This is a genomic window from Paenibacillus cellulositrophicus (assembly GCF_009363095.1).
Classification (GTDB): Bacteria; Bacillota; Bacilli; order Paenibacillales; family Paenibacillaceae; genus Paenibacillus_AQ; species Paenibacillus_AQ favisporus.
Map to the genome: position 1 here is coordinate 4,084,204 of NZ_CP045295.1, position 26,088 is coordinate 4,110,291.

At 56.0% G+C, this 26,088-nt stretch carries 22 protein-coding genes; 18 read left to right on the forward strand and 4 right to left on the reverse strand.

What is annotated here, in order from left to right:
• Positions 1–311 precede the first annotated feature (311 nt).
• A complete protein-coding gene (locus GCU45_RS18275) occupies positions 312–1,187 on the forward strand; it encodes a hypothetical protein (RefSeq protein WP_244364149.1) in 876 nt (291 codons plus the stop codon).
• A 38-nt stretch (positions 1,188–1,225) separates the two neighbouring features.
• Here the strand turns inward: GCU45_RS18275 and GCU45_RS18280 are convergent, their stop codons facing one another.
• Complete coding sequence (locus tag GCU45_RS18280) at positions 1,226–2,311, reverse strand: glycosyltransferase family 4 protein (RefSeq protein ID WP_152399889.1); 1,086 nt, start codon at positions 2,309–2,311, stop codon at positions 1,226–1,228.
• 238 nt (positions 2,312–2,549) lie between these two features.
• On the opposite strand from GCU45_RS18280, the gene GCU45_RS18285 reads away from it, so the two are divergent.
• Together GCU45_RS18285 and GCU45_RS18290 are read left to right on the forward strand one after the other, a co-directional pair.
• On the forward strand, positions 2,550–3,299 hold the full coding sequence (locus tag GCU45_RS18285; RefSeq protein ID WP_152399890.1) for a YheC/YheD family protein: 750 nt from the start codon (positions 2,550–2,552) through the stop codon (positions 3,297–3,299).
• Between the two features lie 211 nt (positions 3,300–3,510).
• The gene (locus GCU45_RS18290; RefSeq protein WP_152399891.1) at positions 3,511–4,476 is read left to right on the forward strand and encodes a phosphotransferase enzyme family protein; all 966 of its coding nucleotides are present in this window, start codon (positions 3,511–3,513) and stop codon (positions 4,474–4,476) included.
• Positions 4,477–4,530: 54 nt separating this feature from the next.
• Here GCU45_RS18290 and GCU45_RS18295 read toward each other — a convergent pair whose 3' ends face one another.
• A complete protein-coding gene (locus tag GCU45_RS18295; RefSeq protein ID WP_425281300.1) occupies positions 4,531–4,959 on the reverse strand; it encodes a DUF2500 domain-containing protein in 429 nt (142 codons plus the stop codon).
• A gap of 193 nt (positions 4,960–5,152) precedes the next feature.
• Here GCU45_RS18295 and GCU45_RS18300 point away from each other — a divergent pair, with 193 nt between their 5' ends.
• The 13 genes from GCU45_RS18300 (at position 5,153) to GCU45_RS18355 (ending at position 20,819) form a co-directional block, all read left to right on the forward strand.
• The gene (locus GCU45_RS18300; RefSeq protein ID WP_152399892.1) at positions 5,153–5,950 is read left to right on the forward strand and encodes an ABC transporter ATP-binding protein; all 798 of its coding nucleotides are present in this window, start codon (positions 5,153–5,155) and stop codon (positions 5,948–5,950) included.
• Positions 5,947–7,581 (forward strand): hypothetical protein, encoded by a 1,635-nt coding sequence (locus GCU45_RS18305; protein ID WP_152399893.1) that lies wholly within the window; start codon positions 5,947–5,949, stop codon positions 7,579–7,581. The genes GCU45_RS18300 and GCU45_RS18305 overlap by 4 nt, the downstream gene beginning before the upstream one ends.
• Positions 7,582–7,781: 200 nt before the next feature.
• On the forward strand, positions 7,782–8,813 hold the full coding sequence (locus tag GCU45_RS18310) for an ABC transporter substrate-binding protein (RefSeq protein ID WP_208837057.1): 1,032 nt from the start codon (positions 7,782–7,784) through the stop codon (positions 8,811–8,813).
• Positions 8,814–8,833: 20 nt separating this feature from the next.
• Positions 8,834–10,888 (forward strand): iron ABC transporter permease, encoded by a 2,055-nt coding sequence (locus GCU45_RS18315; protein WP_244364150.1) that lies wholly within the window; start codon positions 8,834–8,836, stop codon positions 10,886–10,888.
• A 61-nt stretch (positions 10,889–10,949) separates the two neighbouring features.
• Complete coding sequence (locus GCU45_RS18320) at positions 10,950–11,252, forward strand: hypothetical protein (protein WP_076171949.1); 303 nt, start codon at positions 10,950–10,952, stop codon at positions 11,250–11,252.
• A gap of 280 nt (positions 11,253–11,532) precedes the next feature.
• Entirely contained in the window at positions 11,533–12,015 is a 483-nt protein-coding gene (locus tag GCU45_RS18325; RefSeq protein ID WP_076171947.1) for a hypothetical protein, read from the forward strand.
• A gap of 285 nt (positions 12,016–12,300) precedes the next feature.
• Positions 12,301–13,713, forward strand: a complete 1,413-nt coding sequence (locus tag GCU45_RS18330) for a cytochrome ubiquinol oxidase subunit I (protein ID WP_152399894.1) — start codon at positions 12,301–12,303, stop codon at positions 13,711–13,713.
• A complete protein-coding gene (gene cydB, locus GCU45_RS18335; RefSeq protein ID WP_152399895.1) occupies positions 13,697–14,716 on the forward strand; it encodes a cytochrome d ubiquinol oxidase subunit II in 1,020 nt (339 codons plus the stop codon). The genes GCU45_RS18330 and cydB overlap by 17 nt, the downstream gene beginning before the upstream one ends.
• Before the next feature lie 5 nt (positions 14,717–14,721).
• Positions 14,722–16,593 (forward strand): ABC transporter ATP-binding protein/permease, encoded by a 1,872-nt coding sequence (locus GCU45_RS18340; RefSeq protein ID WP_152399896.1) that lies wholly within the window; start codon positions 14,722–14,724, stop codon positions 16,591–16,593.
• Positions 16,590–18,359: a thiol reductant ABC exporter subunit CydC gene (gene cydC / locus GCU45_RS18345; RefSeq protein WP_152399897.1), complete on the forward strand. Its 1,770-nt coding sequence runs from the start codon at positions 16,590–16,592 to the stop codon at positions 18,357–18,359. The genes GCU45_RS18340 and cydC overlap by 4 nt, the downstream gene beginning before the upstream one ends.
• Before the next feature lie 94 nt (positions 18,360–18,453).
• The gene (locus tag GCU45_RS33825; RefSeq protein WP_163881934.1) at positions 18,454–18,615 is read left to right on the forward strand and encodes a hypothetical protein; all 162 of its coding nucleotides are present in this window, start codon (positions 18,454–18,456) and stop codon (positions 18,613–18,615) included.
• 180 nt (positions 18,616–18,795) lie between these two features.
• On the forward strand, positions 18,796–19,383 hold the full coding sequence (locus GCU45_RS18350) for a TetR/AcrR family transcriptional regulator (protein WP_167527161.1): 588 nt from the start codon (positions 18,796–18,798) through the stop codon (positions 19,381–19,383).
• 179 nt (positions 19,384–19,562) lie between these two features.
• Entirely contained in the window at positions 19,563–20,819 is a 1,257-nt protein-coding gene (locus GCU45_RS18355) for an MFS transporter (RefSeq protein WP_152399899.1), read from the forward strand.
• Positions 20,820–20,904: 85 nt separating this feature from the next.
• Here the strand turns inward: GCU45_RS18355 and fumC are convergent, their stop codons facing one another.
• A complete protein-coding gene (gene fumC / locus GCU45_RS18360; RefSeq protein WP_152399900.1) occupies positions 20,905–22,293 on the reverse strand; it encodes a class II fumarate hydratase in 1,389 nt (462 codons plus the stop codon).
• A 236-nt stretch (positions 22,294–22,529) separates the two neighbouring features.
• Between fumC and GCU45_RS18365 the strand changes: the two genes are divergently transcribed.
• Together GCU45_RS18365 and GCU45_RS18370 are read left to right on the forward strand one after the other, a co-directional pair.
• Positions 22,530–23,789 carry an alkaline phosphatase gene (locus GCU45_RS18365; RefSeq protein ID WP_152399901.1) on the forward strand — a complete coding sequence of 420 codons (1,260 nt, stop codon included), beginning with the start codon at positions 22,530–22,532 and terminating at the stop codon, positions 23,787–23,789.
• 173 nt (positions 23,790–23,962) lie between these two features.
• Positions 23,963–25,402 (forward strand): amino acid permease, encoded by a 1,440-nt coding sequence (locus GCU45_RS18370; RefSeq protein ID WP_152399902.1) that lies wholly within the window; start codon positions 23,963–23,965, stop codon positions 25,400–25,402.
• Here the strand turns inward: GCU45_RS18370 and GCU45_RS18375 are convergent.
• Positions 25,344–25,973, reverse strand: a complete 630-nt coding sequence (locus tag GCU45_RS18375) for a LysE family transporter (RefSeq protein ID WP_152399903.1) — start codon at positions 25,971–25,973, stop codon at positions 25,344–25,346. The two genes, GCU45_RS18370 and GCU45_RS18375, sit on opposite strands and share 59 nt — an antisense overlap.
• Positions 25,974–26,088 lie beyond the last annotated feature (115 nt).

A 26,088-nucleotide genomic window follows, 5' to 3' on the forward strand; every position in this document is an offset into this window, starting at 1 on the left:
GCTCCCGGACATGAGAACTCCTTCTGCGAGCTCATCCAGAAGCGGCTTGGCAGCCAGACAAACAAAGCCTTAACAAATACAGCCCTGAGCCAATCAACCGGCTCAGGGCTGTTTGTTCTGGCTGAAACTCCCCCTGCTTATTCTGTGAGCGAACTAAACAATGAAGAGGCTTGTATCCCGCACTTTGGTCGGGGGCGGCATCGACCAAAGTCCAGGAAAAAGTCTGGACCCCGGATAGAATTGCCGGAACCTCCTTCTCTGTACAATAAGACGTAATCAATGCCAAAACGTTCGGATGGAGGAGATTATTCATGGAAATGGTCAATGTAAGGAGCGTGGGCGCCCGGTCGGCGTTCCGCTGGTTTGAAGGGGAGAAGTGGCTGGTCCTGACCGCTGTCTTGGGATTTCTGCTGTCCGCCTTCTGCGGAATCTGGACCCTTGTGAACGGGGCGGAAGTAGCCCCTGGGGGCAATGTTCAAAACGCATTTTCTTTTAACGCTGCGATCGGGATATTTTTGCTGTCGACGGCTCTCATTATCCCGTATTCGGGTCTAGGACGAAGAGGCAGAGCCCTTTACCGCTACCCCTACATCGTGCTCGCACTGTATTCCTATTTTGCCGAAACGGTACAAAATTTCCGGGGAGTTAATCCCCGGTTTGTCAAAGACGGGTCCGCCTTTGACAAGGCAGTGGGCAACGTTTTTGCGTTCATCGCCCTGCTGCTCGTCGTCTTTTATCTGTTCCTGGCCGCGCAGTATTTCCGTCGCAAAGTATACGCGGCTCATCCTGAGCTGGTGACGGGCATCCGTTATGCCATGGTAGCCGTGATGCTGTCTTTTGCAGCGGGGATCTGGATTTCGGTTAACCAAGGCCGGACCGTGGGGCTGCATGGCAACATTATTTGGCTGCACGGCTTGGGCTTCCACGCGCTTCAGGCCATCCCGCTCGTCGCCTGGCTGAGTACTCGGACTTCGCTCTCCATTTGGGTACGTCTCCGAATGATCCACCTGACGGGCATTTGCTACGTGCTTGGCTTGGTCTTCATCGGATGGCAGACTTTGTTGGGCCATACGGTTCTTGAATGGTCAACGCTCACTGTCGCTGCCGGCTTCTGCTTCCTGCTCTCCTTGGCTGCCGGTGCTTTGATGCTGCGCAACGCGGACGGATTATTGAGAAAAATGCATTGAGTCATTTGTCTACAGCAAGCAGCCAGAGGAGTAACCTTTTAGGAGTACAGCGCCGCGAGCTTTTCGGCGGTCCGGCCCCATGTGTAATACTGAAGTACCATGCTGCGTCCGCTGCCGCCAAGGCTGCGCCGCAGCTCTTTGCTTTGCCCCAGTGTGACCAGATATTCCGCAAAACCTTCCGGACGCCAGTAGTCATCCACCAGGTAACCGTTTACCCCGTGCTTAATAATCTCAGGAATGCCGCCGATCTGCGAAGCGATGACCGGAAGCCCGGATGCCATCGCCTCGACGTTGACGAGGCCGAAGGCTTCGTGCCGCTGGGAGGGACAGACAAAGCAGTCAGCCATCCGGTAGATGTTGTGAATTTCGCTGTGGTTTTTGTTGCCGGTCCAGGTGACCGATACTCTCAGCTTGGCGGCCTCGGCTCTCAGCTTCCGGATATACCCCTCCTTGCTCCGGCCTGCAATCACAAGATGCAGAGGGACCTGTTTCCTTGCGATTTGCGCGGCCTTCAGCAGAACGGGCACGCCTTTTCTCGGGATGATCCGTCCAGTGAACAGCACGGTGAAGACATCCCCGATTCCATACCGGCTGCGGGCCTGCTCCCGCTCAAAATCGGTTGGCGGACGGAACCGGTCGGTGTCGACGCCAAGCTCGACCGTACGTATTTTGTGCGCTTGTGAGGGAAACCGTACGGACAGCTTTTGCTTTAGCGAAGCGCTGTTGGCGACAATCCACCATGCATGCTTCAGTCTCGCGGCAACGAGCCGTGTCGAAGGCACGAACGTGAGCGAATGGAGAAACAGGGTTACTTTGGCCTGGGGAAAAGCCCGCTGAATAGCAGCCATATATTGGGGACGGTTATCCACCTGGATGACATCGTAAGCTCTCCCTTGAATGAATCGAAGCACCGACGCGAGGTAGACTTTGGAGCTGCCGGAACGGACCCTGACAATACGAACCCCCTCATCCGTGCTCTCCAGAGGCAGTCCCGCGGAGGCTCTGCTTAAGACGGTTACCGCATGCTTCTTGGCAAGCTGCCTGGCGATGGATAAAATGCAGATTTCCACCGAGCCGCTGCCGGGAACAGGGAGCCGTTCGGGGGCTACGATCAGTATGTTCATGCCGCTTTCCTCCCTTACAGCAAAGATGCTGATCCCCGCACCTGCTGCTTCAATTGTTCCATTCTATTATTTATGCTTGCTCCCATAAGGGAGTACGGGATTCCAGCCCAGAAACAGAATCTATTATTCTGCTTGCGGGATGAATGTCCTGTCCAGTCCGCCGTGCCTTGCATACAATAAACAGGTTTTGCAAGCGCGTTACAATCAATTTTGAAGACAGGACAGGAGAGATTGGTGGATGGGGGAGAAGAACCGCACGGCAGTCGTCAGCAAGTGGATTAAAACGAAAGTGCTGCTTGGCAGCAAGGAAGTCCGGCCGTTTATGCTCGATACCCGTAAAATCAGCAAAACCGACCTGAAGGAGATGCTGAAGTCGTACCGTATGGTCTATGTCAAACCGGAAAACGGCACCCACGGCAAAGGGGTGATTCGGGCCGAACAGCTGGAGAACGGAGATTATACGTATCAGGTGGAGACGGTAAAAAAGACCTTCAGCAGCTATGATCCGTTCTATCAATCGCTGCAGAAGCTGACCGGGAAGCGAAGCTACCTGATTCAAAAAGGGATTCATCTCGTAAAGTATCGTAAGCGCCGTTTCGATATCCGGGTGATGGTGCAGCGGCGTCCTGGAGGAGATTGGGAGGCGACGGGTTTGATCGGAAGAGTCGCCCACGAAGGCAAAATCGTGACCAATTACCACAGCGGGGGCACGCCGATGGATGTCAAAACGCTGCTCGGGGCCCATTTGAATGAGAAAGAGACGGCTAAAGTCATCCAATCCCTGAACGAGCTCGGAGTGACTACCGCAAAGCATCTGCACAAAAAGTACCCCGGTTTCCGGCACATCGGCCTGGACATCGGCTTTGACCGGACGTGGACGCCGTGGATCATTGAAGTGAATACGAAGCCCGATCCGTACATTTTTAACCAGCTGAAGGACAAATCCATGTATCGTAAAGTGATGAAGTTCAGACAGGCTTGGAAGTAAGCAAGCATCCACCGGATGCCGTTCATAAGCATTATATGCGGGGAAGGGCTCGGCTGAAGCGCCGGCCTTCTTTTTTTGTTCGACCAGACGAAGTAGAAAAATCAGCCTTCGCGACCTTAGCCCGGGGGAGTGTATAATCATTTAAAAATGATTCCTACGTAGGGCCGCTGGAGTAACACGGCACCCGTGCGAGGCGGAGGAGATGAAGGAGATGGAGCTGCTCCACAGGGCGCTGTTGGACGCTGGAGCCGGAATGTTTGGACTGCGGAATGAAGAACTGGAAAAAACACACGCGTCGGAGCACAGTTTGATCGGCTCTTACCCGTATGGGGAGGGCAGGGTCTTTCTCCGCATCACGGAGGAGTCCCATAAAACGTATGCCCATATCCTGGGTGAAGTCCAGTGGGTGAGCTTTCTGGCTCAAGAAGGATTACATGTATCCAGCCCTGTCTGTTCGGCTCAGGGACGCCTGGCAGAGCAGATCTCCTTTCAAGAACGCCTCTATACGGCCGTTTGTTACGAAGGGGTTCCGGGGCAACCGTCGGGAGAATGCGCTGCCGACGAGGACTTGTATAAGCGCATGGGTGCGTTTATGGGCCGTATGCATCGCATTAGCAAGCATTATGTCCATCAGGATCCCTCCACGAAGCGCCCTGACTGGTCCGTTGAGGCAGACCGAGTGCAGCGAATAGACCTTCCGTCCTCGGAACGGGACATTGCCGGCCTGTACTGCAGTTTGCGCCGTTATATTTCCTCGCTTCCGGTAACGGCGGACGCTTACGGGCTTATCCATGCCGATTTTCACTACGGCAACTTCTTTGTGAACGAGGGACGCTTATACCTGATTGATTTTGACGCCAGCCGATATTCCTGGTTCGTAGACGACATCGCCGTGGCTGCTTTTTTCGCCGGGATGATGGGAGAGGCAGGGGACTTGGGAACGAACATGGGGCCACATTGGTTCCTGCGTCCTTTTTTAGATGGGTACCGCACCGAGCATGATCTGGACGAACGCTGGCTGAGAGAGATGCCGTATTTTATGAAGCTGAGGGAAATGGGCCGTTATATCAAGCTGTATCAGGCCTGTGAAGGGGACCTGGATCGGCTTCATCCATGGGGACGGTCGTTCATGACAGGCCGAAAGGCACTTATAATCGGCAGCTTCCCCGAATGTTAAAAATGCAGCCATTGTCCAGCGGGTAAACCCGCAGTCAAGGCTGCTTTTTCCGTATTAGGGCGTTTGCCCAACCTCCCGTTCAAAACCGACGATCCAATCGCCCTGGACCGCGGCATACCCCTCATCTCCTTCGGCAACCAAGCCGTACAGATGCTTCACGTCCAAATATTCCTTCCGCTCCCCGTTATCAAATTCCAGGGTGATGTAATAGTACGTTCTGGAGGAGCTGCCAGAATTTACAAAACCGCTGCCGTTATCATGATGGCTGCCGCTGTGATGGCGGATGTCCATCCGCTTGGAAACGACGCGGGCGTACGCGGACGAACGGGGCGTACGGGCATTTTTGAAATAACGGGCACCATTCATAATGATGCTGGCAACGATGATGATGAACACGATGCCGAAAATAAAGGGGAAAATTCTAAACATAAAATCGAAGAAGTCAAAGCCTCCTCCGCCAAATGGCGGTGGTCCGGGAGTCACCATAACGTGTCATTCTCCTTTCATGATGCCGGTTTGGTGTGCATTCAACCGGACATTGTGTAGAACGCGTAAAACGCAGGAAAGTTGTCGATTATCGGCAAAAAATACGGCGATTGTATGATTCATGGTCCGCTTCCATCTCTATATCTGCTATGCTAGTATTTGGAAATATAAGATGATAGGGGGAGCTGCTATGCCAGAATCAAACCATGAGCCGATCATCTCCATCCAAGGACTCGAAATGAACTATGGGGGAAAGCAGGTTCTGAAGGGCATCAACCTGGATGTGTATGAAGGGCAAATTATCGGATATATCGGCCCGAACGGCGCGGGAAAAAGTACGACGGTCAAAATCATGCTGGGACTGATCAAAGGCTACAGCGGCCGGGTTCGCATCTTCGGCAAGGAGATTTCGGACGGAGAGGTAGAGTATAAGGCTAGGATCGGCTATGTTCCGGAGATCGCTGAGATGTACGATAGCTTGACCGCCCAGGAATATCTGACGTTCGTTGGCGAGCTGTACGGTCTTGAGCGGCGGCTTGCCGATCACAAGGCGCAGCGGCTGATGGAGCAGTTTGGCTTGGAAGAGGTGTACTTTAACCGGATCTCCTCTTTAAGTAAAGGCATGCGCCAGAAGGTACTGTTAATCTCAAGCCTCCTGCATAATCCTGACATTCTTTTTTTAGATGAGCCGCTCAGCGGACTGGATGCAAACAGCGTTATGGTGGTGAAGGAAATGCTGGCGAGCCTTGCAGCCGAAGGCAAAACGATCTTTTATTCGTCTCATATTATGGAGGTTGTGGAGAAGATCAGCAGCCGGATCGTTTTGCTGAATGAAGGGAACGTTGTCGCCGACGGCAGCTTCGAGCAGCTGCAGGAACAGCTGCATGAAGGAACACTGGAAGAGATTTTTACAGAGCTGACCGGGTATCATGAGCATAAAGATACGGCAGCCCGAATCGTGTCCATTGTAAAAGAGGTACAGCGATGAATGATTTCAAAACGCTGATTGTGCTGGACCGCTGCAAGGCTCTTTTCGAAAAGGCAGGGATGGATTATGTGCAGATGCGCCGTATACTACAGATCAAACTCACAATGGATGGCCGCCGGGCGCCGACACTCATCGGTAAAACTTCCCGATCTGCTGATCCTGATGAGCTGTCGAACCAGTTTCTTAAGTCGCTGTGGATCTATGCCGTGATGGGGGCGGTCATGACGCCATTCGTGGTCAGGGGTCACAACCTTATTTTTCAGATGAGCATCGTATTCGGTATCTTGATGTTTATGATCACGACGTCGCTGATTTCCGACTTCTCCTCCGTATTGCTGGATGTTCGGGACCATACCATTTTGGGTTCCAAACCGGTGAACGCTAAGACGATCAATATGGCCAAGGCCATTCATATCATGATTTATTTGTTTTTTATTACAGGCTCGATTACGGCCGCACCGCTCGTTGGCGTCCTGTTCCGACATGGCATTGTATTTTTCTTGATCTTTGTGCTGGAGATCGTGCTGATGGATCTGCTGATCGTCGCGATAACGGCATTGTTGTACTGGCTCGTCCTCCGCTTCTTCGACGGAGAAAAGCTGAAAGACATCATCAATTATGTGCAAATCGGCCTCACGATGGTAATGGCGGTTGGTTATCAGCTCATCGCCAGAGTGTTCAATTTAGTGGATCTGCAGATCGGGTATGAAGCCCAATGGTGGCATGTATTTCTGTTCCCGGTCTGGTTTGCGGCTCCGTTTGAATGGCTGTTCGGTGGATATAGGGGAGAGGCGATCATCGTTTTCAGCCTATTGTCGGTCCTCCTGCCGCTCCTGGCCGTATGGATTTATGTTCGGATGATCCCTTCGTTTGAAGCCAATTTGCGGAAACTGTCCACCCAGACTTCCCGCAAGAAGGGAAGAGGCGGACGGTGGCCGGATGTTCTGGGGCGCTGGATCTGCAGAAGCCGGGAGGAGCGGGTGTTTTTCCGCTTTGCGCTCGGCATGATCCGGAAGGAGCGGGATTATAAACTAAAGGTGTACCCTTCGCTGGGACTCTCGCTCATCTTTCCGTTTATTTTCATGTTTAATACGTTTAATTCGGGCAGCAGCTGGGAGGAGATTCGTTCAGGTAACTCTTATTTGTTTATGTATTTCTGTGCCGTGATGATCCCCAGCGCCGTCATGATGCTGCAGTACACCAGCACGCCGAAAGGGGCGTGGATTTTCAATACCGTACCGCTGCGTAATCATGAGCCTGTCTATAAAGGCACGCTTAAAGCATGCATTGCTCAGCTTATACTGCCGATTTTCGTTATGGAGAGCATAATCTTTACGGTGATTTTCGGCGTCAGAATTCTGCCGGATCTGCTGGTCATACTCATTATGACCCTGCTGTATACCGTGATCAGCTTCCGGCTGATGGGTTTGGAGATGCCGTTTACCGAACCTGCTCAGGCAGGAACGCAATCCGGAAGGGCCGGCCTGATGCTCCTACTATTTTTAATATTGGGGGCCATGGCAGGGCTTCATTTTGCACTCCGTTTCTCGACTTACGGAGTATATGTGCTGATGGCTGTGGCCTTGATCGCCAATATTGCCGCATGGAAACTGGCCTTCCGTAACCTTTAAGCTAAGGGCCAAAAAATATCTGCAAGCGGTCTTCTATCAAGCTGTACATAAAGCGGCTCCGCCAATGCGACGGAAGGCCGCTTTTTAATGCCCAAAATCGCTATTGACATCCCAATTGAGAACCAATATCATTTAGATATTTAATTGATACTGATTCTCAATATCAATATTAATACATAGTAGAGAGGGAGATTGTATTCATGAAGACATTCCGGTTTAAACGGGGGCTGTTCGCCCCGTTCATCGTGTGCTGCCTTATCGCTTTATTCACTGCAGGCTGCAGTACGGGGGGAGAAGCCAGGGAAGGAGCTGCGGCACAGGCTGGCAGCGGAGATTCAAGCACACCGGCCCAACAGGAGGAGGTTCGCACGATTCAGCACTCGATGGGAACCGCCGAGATGAAAGGGACGCCGAAAAACATCGTCGTTCTGGAATGGACGTACGCGGAGGATTTGATTGCACTGGGCATTCAGCCCAAAGGTGTCGCCGACGTAGAAGGGTATAAGAAATACGTGAACGCCCAGCCGGGGCTGTCGGCGGACGTCATCGATGTAGGTACGCGGCAGGAGCCCAGTCTGGAGCTGATTACAAGCCTCAAACCGGACCTGATTATCGCGGAAAATTTCCGCGTGAAGGATACATACGAGCAGCTAAAGGCGATTGCGCCGACCGTAGTTTTTGATAACTACTCCAAAGAAGCTTCCCAGGATCAATACGCCACGATGGAGAATTCCTTCCGGACGATTGCCGATATCGTCGGCAAGAAAGAGGAAGGCGAGAAGGTGCTCGCTGACGTGCAGGCCACCTTTGACAATGCCAAAGCGAAGCTGAAGGCCGCGGGCAAAGAGCATGTGAAATTCGCTTTGATTCAAGGCTTTTCGAATCAGGATGCGGCGGTCATGCTGCTGTACTCGGACAACTCGATTGCTGCAGGCGCGCTGAAGCGTGCGGGCTTCGAGAATGCCTATCAGCCTAATCCCCTTCCGGAGGACGGCTATGCCCAGACGACAGTGGAATCGCTGGTTCCTGTACAGGATGCCAATCTGCTGTACGTCGTTCAGGACGATGATAACATCATCGAGAAACAGATGAAAAACAATGCGGTCTGGAACGGCCTGCATTTCGTCAAGGAACAACAAACGTATCCTCTGGGCGGCGATATGTGGGTATACGGCGGCCCGCTGTCGGCGAAAATCCTGGTCGATAAAGCGGTCAGTCTGTTGACGCAATGAAGCCGGTAATGGAGCCGGTGATGGAACCGGGGGCAGCCGTAAGGCCGGAAAATCGCCGAATCAGCCTGAATCTGCTGGTGTTTGCCGGGGGAGGCGTCCTGCTCATATTCCTGCTGGCGCTGAGCCTGACGCAAGGGGAGCTTCATATTCCGCTTCGTACGGTGTATGAGGCGATCGTTCACCCGCAGAACATTGCGGAACACCAGACCATTCGCGGCCTGCGGCTGCCCAGAGCCGTCATGGGCATTTTGGCTGGTGCCGCCCTGGCTGCGGCAGGCGCCCTGCTGCAGACGGTGACGCGGAACGCCCTGGCGGAAGCGGGAACCTTCGGGATCAATGCCGGCGCTTATTTTGCCGTGGTGCTGTGCACGATCTTTATGCCGTCCCTGATTCATTCGTCACCGCTTATCACGGCTTTGCTCGGCGGCTGCCTTGGCGCAGGGCTGTCTTACCTGCTGGCCGGGGCAAGCCGGAGCACGCCGGTCCGGATGGCGCTCTCCGGCATGATCGTGTCGCTGGTGCTCGCCTCGTTCACCGGCGCGCTCCAGCTGCTGTTTGAGAACGAGACGAATGGGCTGTTCGTCTGGGGTTCGGGCTCGCTGAACCAGAACGATTGGCACGGAGCGGCCTCCAGCTGGCCGTGGGTGACCGGCGTCCTCGTTCTGGCATGGCTGTTCCGGCGCCAGCTGGACCTGCTGGAGATGGGGGACGAGACCGCCCAGGCGCTGGGCCAGCGGGTTGGGCTGGCCCGCACCGCCGCACTCTCCGCGGCGGTCCTGCTCGCCGGGGTCACCGTCAGCGTGGTGGGCCCGATCGGTTTTGTGGGGTTGATCGCCCCGCATCTCATTCGCTTGCTCGGGATGCGGCGGCATGCGCTGCTCATTCCAGGCAGCGCGTTATGGGGCGCGGTCATCCTGCTGGGTGCCGACGCCATTGCCCGGTTGTTCCGCGGCACGCTCGGGGAGCTGCCGGCGGGGGCCGTCACGGCGCTGTTCGGCGCGCCGTGGCTGATCTGGCTGGCGCTGCGGGCCAGCCGCACGGCTGCGGCAGACGGCGGAGGCGGGATGAGCGCCGGCGTGCTGCATAAGCGCCCGCCGTACCCGATGCTGCTTGCCGCCATGATTGTGCTGATCCTGCTGGCATCGGTCATCGGCATATCGGCAGGCAGCCTGCGCATCCCGCTGGGCGATACGCTCGCGGTCCTGAGCGGCGGCGGGGAGGCGATGTACCGCAATATCATCCTTGATATGCGTCTGCCCCGCCTGCTCGTATCGCTGCTGGCCGGAGCCGGTCTCGCGGTGGCCGGCGTCATGCTGCAGAGCACCGTCCGCAATCCGCTGGCGGATGCCTCGGTGGTGGGCGTCACCTCCGGCGCGGGCGTTGGGGCGCTGCTGCTGATCGTGCTCTTCCCGGCCGCCTCCAGCGGATGGCTGCCGGCTGCGGCCATCGTGGGCGCTGTGGGCGCAGCAGCCGTGGTCGGCGTGCTGTCCTGGCGAAAGGGGCTGGAGACCAGCACGCTGACGCTGGTCGGCATCGCCGTGTCGGCGGCCTGCGCCGCGGCAATCCAGTTCCTGGTCATCCGCTCCGGCATGGGGGCTGCTCCGGCGCTGGCCTGGCTGGCCGGCACCGTCTATGCCCGCGGCTGGAGCGATTTGATCAGGCTGGCTGCGCTGCTGATCGTCCTGCTTCCGGCGGCCTGGCTGATCGGCCGCCGGGCAGACCTGCTGGGATTCGGCGATGCCGTATCCCAGGGGCTTGGCCTGGCGCTGACGCGGGCCCGGCTGCTCACAGCGCTGATCGGCGTGCTCATCGCGGCCGCCGTCGTTCAGGCCGTTGGCACGGTCGGTTTCGTCGGCCTGCTGGCACCGCACGCCGTCCGCCTGCTGACCGGGCATCATACCCGGCGCGCGGTCGTGCTGTCGGCGCTGCTCGGGAGCCTGCTGATGGTCGTATCCGATATCGTCGGCCGGCTGCTGATCGCCCCCAAGGAAATTCCGGTCGGTCTTGTCGCAGCGGTCATCGGAACGCCTTATCTGCTCTTTCTGATGTTCCGCTCCAACCGGCTCAGGAAATAGCCTTCCGCCCCGGCTCCCTTCGCCTCAGCTGGAATAAGCTGGGGTGAAGGGGGTGAGACGCATGACGACATCCAAGCATTATTCGGCAGCCAAGAAGTATATGAACCGCCGGGTAAAGATCAAGACGAAGTACGGAAGCACGTTCTACGGTAAGATCGTCAAGGTCAGCAGTTCCAAGGTATACCTGAAGGTTTCCTCGGTCTCGAGCAGTCCCGGAAAGGCGCATATCTCGTTTTTTCCTTTCATTCTGCCGCTCGTACTGTTCGATCTGCTGGTGATAGTGCTGGCGGACGGCCGTCACCATCATGTTCCGCATCCACACTATCCACACGGTCCGTATCCCGGCCCATACCGTCGTCTATAATCGGACTTGTTTCTGCAGCTAACAACCGTTTACACCAGGCGGATTTCGACAAAATGGCTGGTAAAAGTTATTCTTTTGTCGTAATTTCATACAAAAAATGAAGCCGCACGCATGCCGCATTAAAGCGCTCTACATCCGGCAGCTGCGGGTTTCCCGCTTTGGAAGGCCCCCGAAAGGGGGCTTTTTTATATTTCCGGCACTTGGCACTATTTCTCACTTTGATTCTGTCCCTCAGAAGTAGTACATTATTAATTGAAATCATAAGGAGGTTTCCGAATTAATGTTCTATGAAGACAATGAGAATTTGAGCATCATGACCTACACCTTGAATAGCGGCATTAAAGGAACTGTACCTTTATCCAATAAGCAGATTCAGGAATGGATCGAGTGCTATCGCACAGATGCGAAATTCATCACAGCGATCGGTAAGGAGTTTTTCGGCCTGAATCCGGAGCTGGTCGCCGATTTTAAAGTGCATAATCGGTTCTCCAATTACGCTGAACTGATCAAGCCCGTGGTTCCTTCTTCGGAGTCCGACAACACGGATCAGCTGTCGAAGGCGTACGAAGAAAACCGGGTGTACTTCAAGGTCGATTGCAAATGCGGTACGACTTACACGACCTTTTCCCAATACTACACGACCAAATGGTATTGTTCCAAGTGCAAGGAAATCGTATTTTTGGACAAGAAGAAGGGCAGAGTGCCGACCGATAAGGGCGATGCCTGGTACATGACCAATAAATACTATGTGGCACGGGACTAGCATGATTTCACGAACGAGCCTGAAGCAGGCAACATATATAGAGGAACTGAAGAATTGGACGGCTGCGCCGAAAGGTGCGGGCGTCTATTTTGTGCTTGAAGGGCCTCATTTTTTAATATTTTGTGACTAATTTCACAAAATCAACGATTTGGGCTTGGTATTGTGACATAAATCACAATATTCGGATTCAAAGTCTGCCATGATACAGGAAGAAACGATGAAGCCAAGTTATCGGAACCTGTTAGGCGGGTTTTAAGAATAACGACAGGAAAGAGGGAAGAGACGATGGATGTAGTTATGCTGTCACGTATCCAGTTTGCCGCGACGACGATTTTTCACTTTTTCTTCGTGCCGCTGTCCATTGGACTGGTGTTCACGATCGCGATCATGGAAACGATGTATGTCGTCAAAGGCAAAGAAGAGTACAAACGAATGGCTAAATTTTGGGGGAAGCTGTTCCTGATCAACTTCGCCGTCGGCGTGGTGACAGGGATCTTGCAGGAGTTCCAGTTCGGCATGAACTGGTCGGCTTACTCCCGCTTTGTAGGTGACGTCTTCGGGGCGCCGCTGGCGATCGAAGCGCTGCTTGCATTTTTCCTCGAATCGACGTTTATCGGCCTGTGGATTTTCGGATGGGAGCGCCTGTCCAAAAAGGTCCACATGATCTGCATCTGGCTGGTCGCGTTCGGCACGGTGATGTCGGCGTTCTGGATTTTGGCGGCCAACTCCTTTATGCAGCGTCCGGTCGGTTTTACGATCCATAACGGCCGCGCAGAGATGAACGACTTTCTAGCTTTGATTACGAACGGCCAGCTGCTGCTGGAGTTCCCGCACACGATTCTGGCGGCTTTTATGACCGGGGCCTTTCTGGTCACCGGGGTCAGCGCCTACAAGCTGCTGAAGAAGCAGGATACCGCCTTTTTCAAAAAATCTTTTGCCATCGCGGTGATCATCGGGCTTGTGTCCTCGATCGGCGTGGCATTGGTGGGCCACCAGCAGGCGCAATATTTGGTGAAGACCCAGCCGATGAAAATGGCTGCGACCGAAGCGCTCTGGGAAACGAGCAGCGATCCCGCACCGTGGACGGTCACCGCATTTATCGATACGAAAAATCAGACCAATACCGGGGAATTCCAAATTCCCTACCTGCTCAGCTTCTTGTCTTACAGCAAGTTTTCCGGCGAAGTGACGGGGATGAAGGAGCTGCAGTCCCAGTATGAGCAGCAGTATGGCCCCGGGGATTACATTCCTCCGGTGCGCACGACCTTCTGGAGCTTCCGCATCATGGTGGCCAGCGGCTCGCTGCTCATTGTGCTCAGCTTGTATGGCGCCTATCTTGCGGCACGAAAAAAGCTCGACAACCGCAACACCTGGTTTATGCGCCTGATGCTGTTTGCCATTTCGCTGCCGTTTATCGCCAATACGTCGGGCTGGATCATGACGGAGATTGGACGCCAGCCTTGGACCGTATTCGGGCTGATGACGACCGCCGACGGGGTGTCGCCGAGCGTCACGGCCGGCCAGGTATTGTTCTCCATCATTGCTTTTACGGCCATTTACGCCATTCTGGCGGTGGTCATGGTGTATCTGTTCGTCCGCGTCATCAAGAAAGGACCGTACGCCGACAACGCTGCTCACTCGAATGAGTCGGCCGATCCATTTGATAAGGAGGGAGTTCCGCATGCTGTCTCTCAATGAGCTGTGGTTTGTCCTTGTAGCTGTCCTGTTTATCGGATTTTTCTTTCTGGAGGGTTTTGACTTCGGGGTCGGGATGTCCACGGGCATTCTGGCCAAAAACGATACCGAGCGCCGGGTGCTGATCAATTCGATCGGCCCCTTCTGGGATGCCAACGAGGTGTGGCTGCTGACGGCCGGCGGCGCGATGTTCGCCGCATTCCCGAACTGGTACGCGACGCTGTTCAGCGGTTTTTACACACCGCTGGTGCTCCTGCTGCTCGCCCTGATCGGGCGCGGGGTGGCTTTTGAATTCCGCGGCAAGGTGCAGACCGCTGCTTGGAAAAAAACGTGGGATGTCGTCATCTTCATCGGCAGTCTGCTGCCGCCGCTGCTGCTCGGCGTCGTCTTCGCCGACCTGATCCGGGGACTGCCGATCGACCAGGCGATGGAGATGAAAGCCGGATTTTTCGGGGACATCGTCAACCTGTATTCCGTAGTCGGCGGGCTCACCATGGTAGTGCTCTGCCTCGTGCACGGACTCATGTTTACGACGCTTCGGGTCACCGGCGACCTGCAGGTGAGGGCCCGCCGCTTGGCGGAGGTGCTGCTTGCACCGCTGGCGGTACTGATCGCGGCGTTCGGAGCGATGACCTATTTCGAAACGGACATTTTTGAGGGCCGTGCCTTCCTGCTGACCGTCATGGGTGTGGTGATCGTCGCCGCTTACGTGCTGGCTGCCGTCTTCATCGCCAAGCGCCGTGACGGCTGGGCATTCGGCATGACGGGCGCCGTCATTGCGCTGACGATTGCCTTCTTCTTTGCCGGACTGTTCCCGAACGTCATGATCAGCTCGATCGATCAGGCGTTCAACCTGACGCTGACCAACGCCGCATCGGGTCCGTATTCCCTGAAAGTCATGACGATCGTGGCTTTATCCCTGCTGCCGTTCGTGCTTGGCTATCAGATCTGGAGTTATTTCGTCTTTCATAAACGGGTTCACGAGCAGAACCATCTGGAGTACTGAGCACGATGGATAAGCAGCTGCTGGGTTACAAAGGGATAAAGCCCGTTTTCGCCGTCATGCTGCTCCTGACGGTTCTGCAAGGCGTCTCCATCCTGATGATGGCCAAGGGGCTGGCCGAGGCCGTATCGGCCCTGTTCGCCGGGGCGCCGCTATCCGGGCAGACCGGCAGGATCGCGATGTTCCTCGGTGCCTTCCTGATCCGGCACGGGCTCGGACTGCTGCAGCAGAAAATCGGCAGCGCGTTTGCGGACCGCACCGCGGCCGATGTTCGGGGGCGGGTGCTGCGCAAGCTGTTCCGGCTCGGCCCGCGGTTTGCGCGAACCGAAGGCACGGGCCATCTGGTCACGCTGGCGCTTGAAGGGACGGAGAAGTTCCGCAAATACCTGGAGCTGATCCTGCCCCGGATGGCAGGTATGTCCATCATTCCTTGGCTGATTCTGGCCTACGTCTTTTTCCGCGACATCACGTCCGGCGTCATTCTGCTGGTCTCCATGCCGATCCTGATCGCCTTCATGATCCTCATCGGGCTGGCGGCCCGCAAGCAGGCCGAGAAGCAGATGGACACCTTCCGGGTGCTGTCCAACCACTTCGTCGATTCGCTGCGCGGCCTGGAGACGCTGAAGCTGCTGGGGCAGAGCCGGGAGCACGGCGCATCGGTAGCCAAGGTGAGCGACCGCTACCGGACGGCGACGATGCGCACGCTGCGCGTCGCCTTCCTGTCCTCGTTCGCGCTCGACTTCTTCACGATGCTGTCGGTGGCCGTCGTCGCTGTCGGCCTTGGCCTGCGGCTTGTGAACGGCCAGCTTGAGCTGGTCACCGCGCTGACGGTGCTGATCCTGGCACCGGAATATTTCCTGCCCGTCCGGCAGGTCGGTACGGATTTCCATGCGACGCAGGACGGCAAAGAGGCGGGCGCCGTGATGCAGTCCATCCTGGACCGGCCGGAGGGAGAGCCGGCTGATTCCGACGGAGCGCCGGGTCCGGGCGCCGATTGGCGCTGGTCGCCGTTCAGCCGGTTGACGCTGTCGGGGGTGACCGTGCAGCACCAGGCTGAGGCGTACGGTTCAGCACCGGAGACGGTTGGTGCGGAACGCGGACGGGAGGCTGGAGCTGACCGGCCTGCAGATGGCCGTATAGATGGGGCCGGGCAGGAGCAAGGGCAGGGGCAGAACCCCCAGAGCCCTCAGAACCCTCGTTCATTGGATGACGCGTCCTTTGAGGTTCAGGGCATGCCGACCATCGGCATCATCGGCGCCAGCGGCGCGGGCAAATCCACGCTGATCGACGTGCTGGGCGGGTTCCTCGCCCCCGATGCAGGCGAGATTTGCCTGAACGGGACGCCGGTCGGTTCGCTGGCCGGTGAAGCGTGGCGCAGCCAGATCACCTATATCCCGCAGCATCCGTATCTGTTCAGCTGCTCCCTGCTGGACAACATCCGGTTCTACTCACCGGAGGCGTCCCGGGAGGAAGCGCAGCAGGCCGTGGAAGCAGCCGGCCTTGCCGGGCTGGTCCGTAGCCTGCCGCGAGGCCTGGATGAGCCGATCGGCGAGGGCGGGCGCCAGCTGAGCGGCGGGCAGGCGCAGCGTGTGGCGCTCGCCAGAGCTTTTCTGAGCGACCGGCCGATTATTTTGCTGGATGAGCCGACGGCCCATCTCGATATTGAAACCGAGTATGAACTGAAGCAAACGATGCTGCGCCTGTTCCGGGGCAAGCTTGTTTTTCTGGCCACCCACCGCCTGCACTGGATGCCCGATATGGACCGTGTATTGGTGATGGATCAGGGCAGGATCGTCGAGGAGGGCACCCATTCGGGGCTGCTCGGCAAGGGCGGGGCGTATGACGCTTTGATTCGATCGCAAATGGAGGGAGTAAGGTGAGAAAAGAAGGATGGATTGTACCATACATCCGGGCCCACTGGGGACGCTGCCTGCTGATTATCGGGCTTGGCAGTCTCGCGCTGCTGTTCGCGGCAGGCCTGATGTTCACCTCCGGACTGCTGATCTCCAAATCGGCGCTGCGCCCGGAGAACATTCTGATGGTGTACGTGCCGATCGTGCTCGTCCGCACGTTCGGCATCGGGCGGGCCGTCCTGTTCTATGCCGAGCGGCTGGCGGGCCATGATACGGTCCTTCGGATCGTATCCTCCATGCGCGAGCGGCTTTACCGGATCCTGGAGCCGCAGGCGCTCTGGATCCAGTCGCGGTTTCGCGCCGGAGACGTATTGGGCGTGCTGTCCGCTGACATCGAGCATCTGCAGGATGTGTATTTGCGGACCGTGTTTCCCGGAGCGTCGGCGCTGGTCATGTACGCGGCAGCCGCAGCGGCGGTGGGCCGCTGGGATCTTCGCTTTGCCCTGGTTCTGGCGTTGTATATGTTCATCCTTGTCGGCATTCTGCCGTGGCTATCCCTGATGATGACCAAGGCCAAAACGAAGCTGGCCAAAACACAGAAAGCCGGCATGTACCGGCAGCTGACCGATGCCGTGCTGGGTATGGGCGACTGGGTGATCAGCGGCCGGGAGGCCCAGTTTCTGGCGGCATACGAGGCGAAGGCCGGGGAATCCGCCCGAACGGATGCGAAGCTCCGCGCCTGGGTACGCTTCAGACAGCTGGCTGCCCAGTGCGTTGTCGGCCTGATCCTGCTAACGGTGCTGGTATGGGCGGCAGGGATGCATGCGGACGGGAAGCTGCCGGCCGTGCTGATCGCGGCCTTTGTGCTGGTCGTGTTCCCGGTGACGGATGCGCTGCTCCCGGTCTCGGAAGCCGTGGAGCATCTTCCCCGCTACCGGGATTCCCTGCGGCGGCTCTCGGATTTGGAAGGGGAGGAGTGCAGCATGAATGGACACGGAAAGGGACAGGTGAGCGGCAATCAAGCCGCAGCGATGGCCGGCGGCGCCGTTCATATTCGGGTGGAACGCGCCGGCTTTCGCTATGAAGGCGATTCGTCCTGGACACTTCGGGATATATCCCTCGATATTCCGCAGGGCAAAAAGGTCGCCATCATCGGCCGCAGCGGTGCGGGCAAATCGACCCTGCTTAAGCTGCTGGAAGGGGCGCTTACTCCTAGCGAAGGCGAGGTCACGCTGAACGGCGTTCCGGCCGCGGCGATTGGGGAGCATATGCCCCATATCGTTTCCGTGCTGAACCAGAATCCGCATCTGTTCGATACGAGCGTGGCCAACAATATCCGGCTCGGCAGCCAGGACGCCGGCGAGGAGGATATCGTGCGGGCCGCCCGGCAGGTGAAGCTTGACCGGCTGATCGAATCACTGCCGGACCGCTACCATACCCGGATGCACGAGACCGGGCAGCGGTTCTCCGGAGGCGAGCGCCAGCGGATCGCTTTGGCCCGGATTTGGTTGCGGAACAACCCGGTGGTCCTACTGGACGAACCGACGGTTGGCCTGGACCCCCGGACAGAGAATGAGTTGATCCGGATCTTGCTCGATTCGCTGCAGGGGAAGTCGCTGATCTGGGTGACGCATCATTTGGCCGGAGCGGAGCATATGGACGAAATCGTGTTTATGGAGGACGGCAGGATCGTGATGCGCGGCAGTCATGCCGAGCTGATGGAGAACGAGCCCCGCTACCGCAGCTTGTACCAGCTGGACCGGCCGGAGGCGCTGCTGATAAAGGCCAATTAAATGGTTCTAGAAGGCGCGGTATGCATAAAAGAACCGGATTGGTGCATCCTACCACTTGGGCAGTTTTTGCAATTAAAGGAGGTGCACCCGGGACATGACGAATCACAATGATCAAGAGCCTAGCAAATACGAAGTCCAAAGAACCGAGCTGAACAAAATGCCGGTACCGGACAAACAAAGAGAAGAGTTCGCCAAAGAAATGGTGAAGGACGCTAAAGAAGCGTTCAGCCAGCAGCCAACCCAGGATAACGAATAATCGGCCCTCGGGCTTTGGCCAAATGACCATTTTCCATTCATAGCAGCGATACGACGTCGGGACGCCCTTAAGGAGATCGTGAAGATCGGGGCGTCCCGCCTGTTTTTGTGCAAAATACTTGACTGTACGTTCAAGAAAATGTTATCCTCACATCAGGATCAAGAAAGGGGCGTTTACGGTATGGGCAGACACAAGGAATTTGACCAGGAGAAAGCCATCGACCAGGCGCTGGACCTGTTCTGGGAGAAGGGCTACGAGAGCACCTCAATCCAGGATTTGTGCGATCATCTCGGGATTCACCGGGGCAGCCTGTACGATACGTTCGGCGACAAGCATGAGCTGTTCTTGGCCTGTCTGGACCGTTTCAGCGCAAGGACGGACGAGAATTATAACTATATTTTAAAAGAGGAAAGCGACTCGCCCAAGGAGCAGCTGGAGCGTTATTTTTCCAGAGTGATGGACGTTTCGCTGAGTAACGCGGCCCGGGGGCGCGGCTGCCTCATGACGAACACGACCCTGGGAGCGGTAGCTTATGTCCCGAACGTCGCCAGCCGGATCGATGCGCACTATATGCATACGGAAGCGCTGCTGTTCAGCTTCTTGATGCGGGCGCAAAACAAAGGGCTGGTGCGAAGCAAGCAAAGTCTGCGACAACTGGCCCGTTTTTTGAACGGCGTCAAGCAGGGCGTCCATGTCATGGCCCGGACGACGGCTGATCGCGGTGTGCTGGAGGATATTTGTGCCGTCGCGGTATCTACGGTTTTTTAAAGATAAATAGAAATGGGGAAGTTTTCAGCGAGTGTGGACCCTATTTTTTGAGATTTTCTTGAACGAGCGTTCAGATAAATGTAGTTACAGCACCGGCTGCTTCTCCCTTTTGTAGGTAGGAGGCCGATTTTTATACCTTTTTCTTGAACGAACATTCCAATAAAAGTGAGGGTGATCATATGAAGCGCATGCTTTGGATCATTTTGATGATGTCGATCGGGGCGACGTTTACGTCCCCGTTATTTCCGCTCTATCAGGAGCGTTACCATTTAAGCAGCCTGCAGATCACGATTTTGTTTGCGGTATACGCCTTGTTCCTGCTGCCGTCACTGCTGGTTTCCGGATCCCGGGGAAGCGGTTGGGGGCTCAAGCGGGTGCTCCGGATCAGCATATGGATCTCCATATTTGCCACTCTGGTATTTATGGGCAGTCAGCAGGCATGGCTCGTGTATGCCGCAAGGATTCTGGAGGGGATCGCTTACGGGACGTTTACCGGTACCGCGGTGGCGTTTCTGCTGAAGCAGACGCCGGGTGATAAAATCCCGCTGGCCATCACCTTATCGGGTATAACGGTATCGGTCGGATTCGGTCTCGGTCCGGCTTTGACGGGACTGGTCATTCAGTATCTGCACTTGATGCCGCTGCGCGTTCCTTTCTGGCTGTTGACGGCATTATTGTTGACCGCGTGGATGGCTCTGGAAACGTTAAAGGATGCCGATTTTCTGGCGCAAAAAGGCAAGCCGAAAGCGGCACCTGCACCGATATCGCTTGGAGTGCCGTCCGAGATCAGCCCGCATTTCTGGTCGTTCAGCGCCCTGCCGATCTTTACGCTGTTTACGCTGAATGGTATTATTTTGTCCCTGATTCCTTCCTTTGTGAAAAGCGTGCTCCATTCATCCAACCTGTCCGTCTCCGGCCTGCTGATCCTGCTGCTGCTTGGAGGAGGGGCACTGCTGCAATTGTTGCCGCTGGCGAGCGAACCGGTTACCCGTCTGCGGCTGGGCATCGCGCTGCTGTCGATCGGGGCATGGCTGGTCGTCTTCTCAGGATCCACCGGAAGTATCGTTCTGCTGTGGATCGGGGTGCTGGTTCAAGCCCTTGGCAGCGGCTGGACGTTCCAAATCAGCTTGCGTCTGGCTGGTGAGCTGCCGCACGCCGAGGCTCGGTCAAAGGTCATCACGACCTTTTACCTTGCCGGCTATGCCGGGTTTATCGTACCGGTTATCGGCACCGGCGTGTTGACGTACTTTTTCGATCTGCATGTGTCGCTCGTGGTGCTGAACACGTTGGCCTCGCTGCTGGTGCTGTATATGCTCGGTTATTCCGTCCGCTTCCGGCGTTATTACGCCGCGAGAAAGCAGGAGGAAATCCGGCTGGCACGCTCCAAAGCCAAACCTGCCGCCGCTGGGGCAGACCGAGGGGCAATGACAAGCTGAGGGGAGAATGGTGAGAGAAATAAAAAAGTCGAGTAGGCCAGGAAGATTCCTGACCCTAACTCGACTTTTTTGCTTCTATCTCTAACTATTCCTTCGGATGAATCATTTCCTCCGGACGCACGACCGCGTCGAACTGCTCTTCGGTGAGCAGGTTGCTCTTCAGGGCCGCTTCTTTCAGCGTCAGGCCTTCTTTGTGTGCCAGCTTGGCGACCGCGGCGGCGTTTTCGTAGCCGATGTGCGGATTGAGCGCCGTCACGAGCATGAGCGACTGATTCAGGTTGCGCTCGATGACTGCGCGGTTTGGCTCGATGCCCACGGCGCAATGATCGTTGAATGAGCGCATGGCGTCGCCCAGCAGGCGGGCAGACTGCAGGAAGTTGTAGATGATGACCGGCTTGAACACGTTCAGCTCGAAATTGCCTTGGCTCGCCGCGAAGCCGATCGCTGCATCGTTGCCCATAACCTGGCAGACGACCATCGTCAGTGCTTCGCTCTGCGTCGGGTTGACCTTGCCCGGCATGATGGAGCTGCCCGGTTCATTGGCCGGGATCGTCAGCTCGCCGATGCCGCAGCGCGGACCGCTGGCCAGCCAGCGCACGTCGTTGGCGATTTTCATGAGATCAGCGGCAAGCGCTTTCAGCGCGCCGTGAACATAGACGATCTCGTCATGGCTCGTGAGCGCGTGGAATTTGTTTTCCGCCGATGTGAACGTTTTGCCGGTCAGCTTGCTGATATTGGCTGCCGTCATCTCGCCGAACTTCGGATGGGCGTTAATCCCGGTTCCTACCGCGGTCCCGCCGATCGCCAGCTCGCGCAGGGATTCCAGGCTGCTGCGGATCATGCCTTCGCTTTTCTCCAGCATCCGGTGCCATCCGCTGATTTCCTGTCCCAAAGTCAGCGGAGTCGCGTCCTGAAGGTGGGTCCGGCCAATCTTGATAATATCCATAAACTGCTCGCTCTTCGCCCGGAAAGTCTCCTTCAGCTTCACCAGGGAAGGCAGGACTTGATCCTCCACGGCGATCAGGGCGGCAATATGCATAGCGGTCGGGAAGGTGTCATTGGAGCTTTGCGACTTGTTGACGTCGTCGTTCGGATGGATACGCTGGTCGCTGCCTTGTTCCTGAAGCAGCTGGTTCCCCCGGTTGGCGATGACCTCGTTTACGTTCATGTTGGACTGGGTGCCGCTTCCGGTCTGCCATACGGCAAGCGGAAAATGATCGTTCAGTTTGCCGGCAATCACTTCGTCGGCCGCTGCGACGATAGCGTCGGCTTTTTCTGCATTCAGCTTGCCGAGCTCTTTATTGGCGAGGGCCGCGCTTTTTTTGAGGATGGCGAATTCACGAATCAGCTCAAGGGGCATTTTCTCCGTGCCGATTTCAAAATTTTCAAAGCTGCGCTGGGTTTGCGCCGCCCAAAGCTTGTCCGCCGGAACCCTGATCTCGCCGATGGTGTCTTTCTCAATTCTGAATTCCAATTGTGTTTCCTCCTTCTCCACTTCTATGAAAAATAGGTCTTCCTGATATGAAATATATCATAATCCGGGGACCAGGAGAAAACAGATTTCACCCGAAGCCAGTTTGGACCTGTCCGGCTCCGATCCGCTTGCCTCTTCGTAAAGATGAAATACATTTTACAAACTCCGTCATCCCGTTTAACAATCGGCTCCTATAATGGGGACATGCTAGAATCCTTTAAAGGAGTGAATGATGAATGAAACGCAGTAAACGTCTGGTTCAAACCGCTTTCTGCCTGAGCGCGGCGGCAAGTTTAATTTTTACGGGCTCGGTCAGCGCCCAAGGAAACTTGAAAGCCCCTTCGCCCAATGCGGGCAAAGCCAAAAACGTGATCCTGTTTGTCGGTGACGGCATGGGCACCGCAGCTCGCGATGCAATCCGTCTGAGCACGGTTGGCGTTAACGGCAAGCTGCAAATGGACGATATGCCATATGTTGGACTTCTGCGCACTCATTCCACAACTACGGTCACCGACTCCGCTGCAGCGGCAACGGCGATTGCCAGCGGCGTGAAGACTTACAATGGAGCCGTCGGCGTGGACGCCAACAAAAAACCGGTCAAAACGCTGCTTGAAATCGCCAAGGAGAAGGGCAAATCCACGGGCCTGGTGACGACGAGCCAAATTACCGACGCAACGCCTGCAGCATTCGCATCGCATGTGGAGGACCGCTCGAAGCAAAGCGATATCGCCAAGCAATACTTGGAGAAAAAGGTAGACGTGCTGCTGGGCGGCGGTGAGGATTTCTGGTACCCGCAAGGAACGCCGGGTCCGCATCCAGATCAGCCGGCTGAAGACCCCGAAGAAGGCAGCAAGGGAACCCAGGGCAACCTGGTGGAGAAAGCCAAGCAGCTCGGATATCAATTTGTAACGAACAAAGAAGAGTTGAGCAAAGCGAAGAACGGCAGAATTCTCGGCCTGTTCGCCAATGAAGAAATGTTCCAGCAAAGAGAGGAAGGACAAGGCGACCTGTACAACCCGACGGTACCGCTTGTGGATATGACGAAAAAGGCGCTCGATACCCTCTCTACGAATAAAAAGGGCTTTTTCCTGATGGTCGAGGAAGAAGGTACCGACGAAATGGCGCATGAAAATAACGCCAAGCTGACGATCAAAGCCGGCCAGGAGCTGGATAAAGCGGTAGGCGTCGCCAAGGAATTCGCTAAAAAGCATCCTGATACGCTGGTGCTTGTGCTGGCCGACCATGAGACAGGCGGCCTGACGATTGAGGCACCGGATGACAAGGACGAGTCCGGAGACGGCATTTCCAAGGAAGACGGTCCATTCGCCATCGCGAACTCGAAGGATCAGTTCTATGTGGACTGGACGACTTCCGGCCACTCCGGCGTGGACGTGCCGTTGACGGCGATGGGCAGCGGAGCCGAGCTGTTTGCAGGCGTCTACGAGAACACGTATGTGCATGATGCCATTTTGAAAGCTTGGGGAATCAAGAAGTAACGAATCTTAAAAAGGTATCCTTAGTCAATCATTTCAAAGCCGCAGTTTGCAGGATGGCGAAAGTCCCTGCAGTTGCGGTTTTTTGGTATTTCGGGGCCCGCCATAAAGTACATAACATGTCACCTCCAGGGGATGATAACAGAGTTCGACCAATACGGTGGAGGGAATCATTTATGGCACAGAATCAAGGCTCCCAGACGAAAGAAAAGAAACTGAACTGGTGGCAGCTGTCGCTCCTTGGGGTGGCCTGTACGGTCGGTACGGGTTTTTTCCTGGGCTCTCATATTGCGATTGAGATCGGCGGCCCTTCCGCGGTCGTTGCGTACGCCCTGGCGGCGTTCGGGGCCTATCTGGTCTATGACAAGCTGTCTCAAATGACAGCGGAGGATCCGATGGAGGGCTCGTTCCGCTCCTACGCCAAGAAGGCTTTCGGCCGGTGGGCAGGGTTCAGCAGCGGCTGGGTGTACTGGTCGTCGGAGCTGCTTATTATGGGGAGCCAATTAACGGCGCTTGCCTTGTTTTCGCGCTTTTGGTTTCCGCAGGTTCCGATGTGGTGCTTTGCGGCGGGGTACGGTGTTCTCGGGCTCCTTATCATTTGGATTGGAACCAAGGGATTCGAGCGAATGGAGAACATTTTTGCCGTGCTAAAAATTGCGGCGATCTTCATGTTTATGGTCATCGCCATTCTGGCGGTATCCGGCGTACTCCCGACCAAAGCTCACGGTCCCGCTTTTCCGCGGGATTGGATACCGGGCGGGCTCACAGGATTTTGGGCAGCGCTCATTTTTGCTTTTTACGGATACGGGGGACTGGAAGCGTTAGGTCTGATGACCATGAGGCTGAAGGATCCCAAAGACGCGCCGAAGGCTGGCAAAGTGATGCTGCTGCTGTTAGTGTCCATCTATGTCATTTCCATCGGACTGGCGCTTATTCTCGAGCCGTGGAAATCCTATGCCGCCGAGGAGAGCCCGTTTGTGGTGGCCCTTGTCGATTATAAGCTTCCGTTTGTGCCGCATTTGTTCAATGCGGTCCTCATTATTGCCGGCTTCTCGACGATGACGGCCTCGCTGTTTGCGGTGACGACGATGATCGTTACGCTGGCCAGCGATGGGGACGCACCGCCCTTTTTCATCAAGGGCAAGAAGAAGGAAGGCAAAAAGCCCCTGCCGGCCATCGGTCTGACGGCTGTGGGGCTCCTCGCTTCCGTGGTATCCGCTCTGCTAATGCCAAAAAGCGTATATGAGTACATTACGACGGCTGCGGGCATGATGCTGCTGTATAACTGGATGTTTATTCTCGTCACGTCCGGCAAGCTGCTGGAGCTAACCGGATGGGGCAAAGCCAAGCGTTATATCGGCATGGCGCTGATCGCCTTGACACTGATCGGAACGCTGTTTCATAAAATCAGCCGTCCCGGTTTTTTCATCAGTCTCGGATTTATCGTCGTGATCGGCTGTGTTACGCTGGTCATGCGCCATTTCTGGAACAAGACCGATGGGCCGAAGAAGGGCTCGTACGATACCGAAGAGCACGCAGAGTCTGGCCCAAGAACGATCAGGACCCGAACAAAATTCGGTATGCCTCGTATCCGAAGTAGAGGCCGAATCCGATAAGCGAAATGCCGGAAATGACCGAAATCGCGCTGACCAGGCGCTGCGTAAGCACCCGCCGGAACATGCTGGCTACGATTGCCATCAGCACATCCCACAGCAGGAGGCCGGCCATGATGGCGCAGCTGTACAGGAACACCTCTTTGGCTTCGTACTTGGCGATCATGTCGGCGAGAACCGACCCGTAAATCCCCATCCAGAACAGGATAGACAGCGGGTTAGAGATGGACATGATAAAGCCGGCGCTGAAGGATTTCACATGCGATTCATTACTGCTGCGGGTTTCCATACCCGCTTTTCCTGCGGTCAGGAGGCTTTCTATGCCGATATAAGTCAGGATAAAGAAGCCGAACAGCAGCAGAAACGTTTTCATAAAAGGGATGTTAAGAAAATGAATGACCCCGAAATACACAAGCAGCATAAAAATTCCGTCGGCCACCATGGCCCCGAGGCCCACCAGCCACGCGTGTAAAAAGCCTCCGCGCAGCCCTCGGTCCATCTGTGCCGCATTGATGGGACCAATCGGAGCGGCCAGTGAAAGGCCAAGCAGGAAATGGCTGATCCATACACCCATTCAAAGAAAACCCCCTTTATCGATCTGTCGCATTGTTACATCCTATGAGAGGGGCCCTGCTTGTACGACTAAAAAGGCAAATCTTGTCCGAAAAATAAAAGAGCCGTTATCCCAC

Bases quoted from the DNA above. Each gene is read 5' to 3' on its own strand.
- GCU45_RS18275 (WP_244364149.1), top strand. From the start codon at position 312: ATGGAAATGGTCAATGTAAGGAGCGTGGGCGCCCGGTCGGCGTTCCGC.
- GCU45_RS18280 (WP_152399889.1), bottom strand. From the start codon at position 2,311: ATGAACATACTGATCGTAGCCCCCGAACGGCTCCCTGTTCCCGGCAGC.
- GCU45_RS18285 (WP_152399890.1), top strand. From the start codon at position 2,550: ATGGGGGAGAAGAACCGCACGGCAGTCGTCAGCAAGTGGATTAAAACG.
- GCU45_RS18290 (WP_152399891.1), top strand. From the start codon at position 3,511: ATGGAGCTGCTCCACAGGGCGCTGTTGGACGCTGGAGCCGGAATGTTT.
- GCU45_RS18300 (WP_152399892.1), top strand. From the start codon at position 5,153: ATGCCAGAATCAAACCATGAGCCGATCATCTCCATCCAAGGACTCGAA.
- GCU45_RS18305 (WP_152399893.1), top strand. From the start codon at position 5,947: ATGAATGATTTCAAAACGCTGATTGTGCTGGACCGCTGCAAGGCTCTT.
- GCU45_RS18310 (WP_208837057.1), top strand. From the start codon at position 7,782: ATGAAGACATTCCGGTTTAAACGGGGGCTGTTCGCCCCGTTCATCGTG.
- GCU45_RS18315 (WP_244364150.1), top strand. From the start codon at position 8,834: ATGGAACCGGGGGCAGCCGTAAGGCCGGAAAATCGCCGAATCAGCCTG.
- GCU45_RS18320 (WP_076171949.1), top strand. From the start codon at position 10,950: ATGACGACATCCAAGCATTATTCGGCAGCCAAGAAGTATATGAACCGC.
- GCU45_RS18325 (WP_076171947.1), top strand. From the start codon at position 11,533: ATGTTCTATGAAGACAATGAGAATTTGAGCATCATGACCTACACCTTG.
- GCU45_RS18330 (WP_152399894.1), top strand. From the start codon at position 12,301: ATGGATGTAGTTATGCTGTCACGTATCCAGTTTGCCGCGACGACGATT.
- cydB (WP_152399895.1), top strand. From the start codon at position 13,697: ATGCTGTCTCTCAATGAGCTGTGGTTTGTCCTTGTAGCTGTCCTGTTT.
- GCU45_RS18340 (WP_152399896.1), top strand. From the start codon at position 14,722: ATGGATAAGCAGCTGCTGGGTTACAAAGGGATAAAGCCCGTTTTCGCC.
- GCU45_RS33825 (WP_163881934.1), top strand. From the start codon at position 18,454: ATGACGAATCACAATGATCAAGAGCCTAGCAAATACGAAGTCCAAAGA.
- GCU45_RS18350 (WP_167527161.1), top strand. From the start codon at position 18,796: ATGGGCAGACACAAGGAATTTGACCAGGAGAAAGCCATCGACCAGGCG.
- GCU45_RS18355 (WP_152399899.1), top strand. From the start codon at position 19,563: ATGAAGCGCATGCTTTGGATCATTTTGATGATGTCGATCGGGGCGACG.
- GCU45_RS18365 (WP_152399901.1), top strand. From the start codon at position 22,530: ATGAAACGCAGTAAACGTCTGGTTCAAACCGCTTTCTGCCTGAGCGCG.
- GCU45_RS18370 (WP_152399902.1), top strand. From the start codon at position 23,963: ATGGCACAGAATCAAGGCTCCCAGACGAAAGAAAAGAAACTGAACTGG.
- GCU45_RS18375 (WP_152399903.1), bottom strand. From the start codon at position 25,973: ATGGGTGTATGGATCAGCCATTTCCTGCTTGGCCTTTCACTGGCCGCT.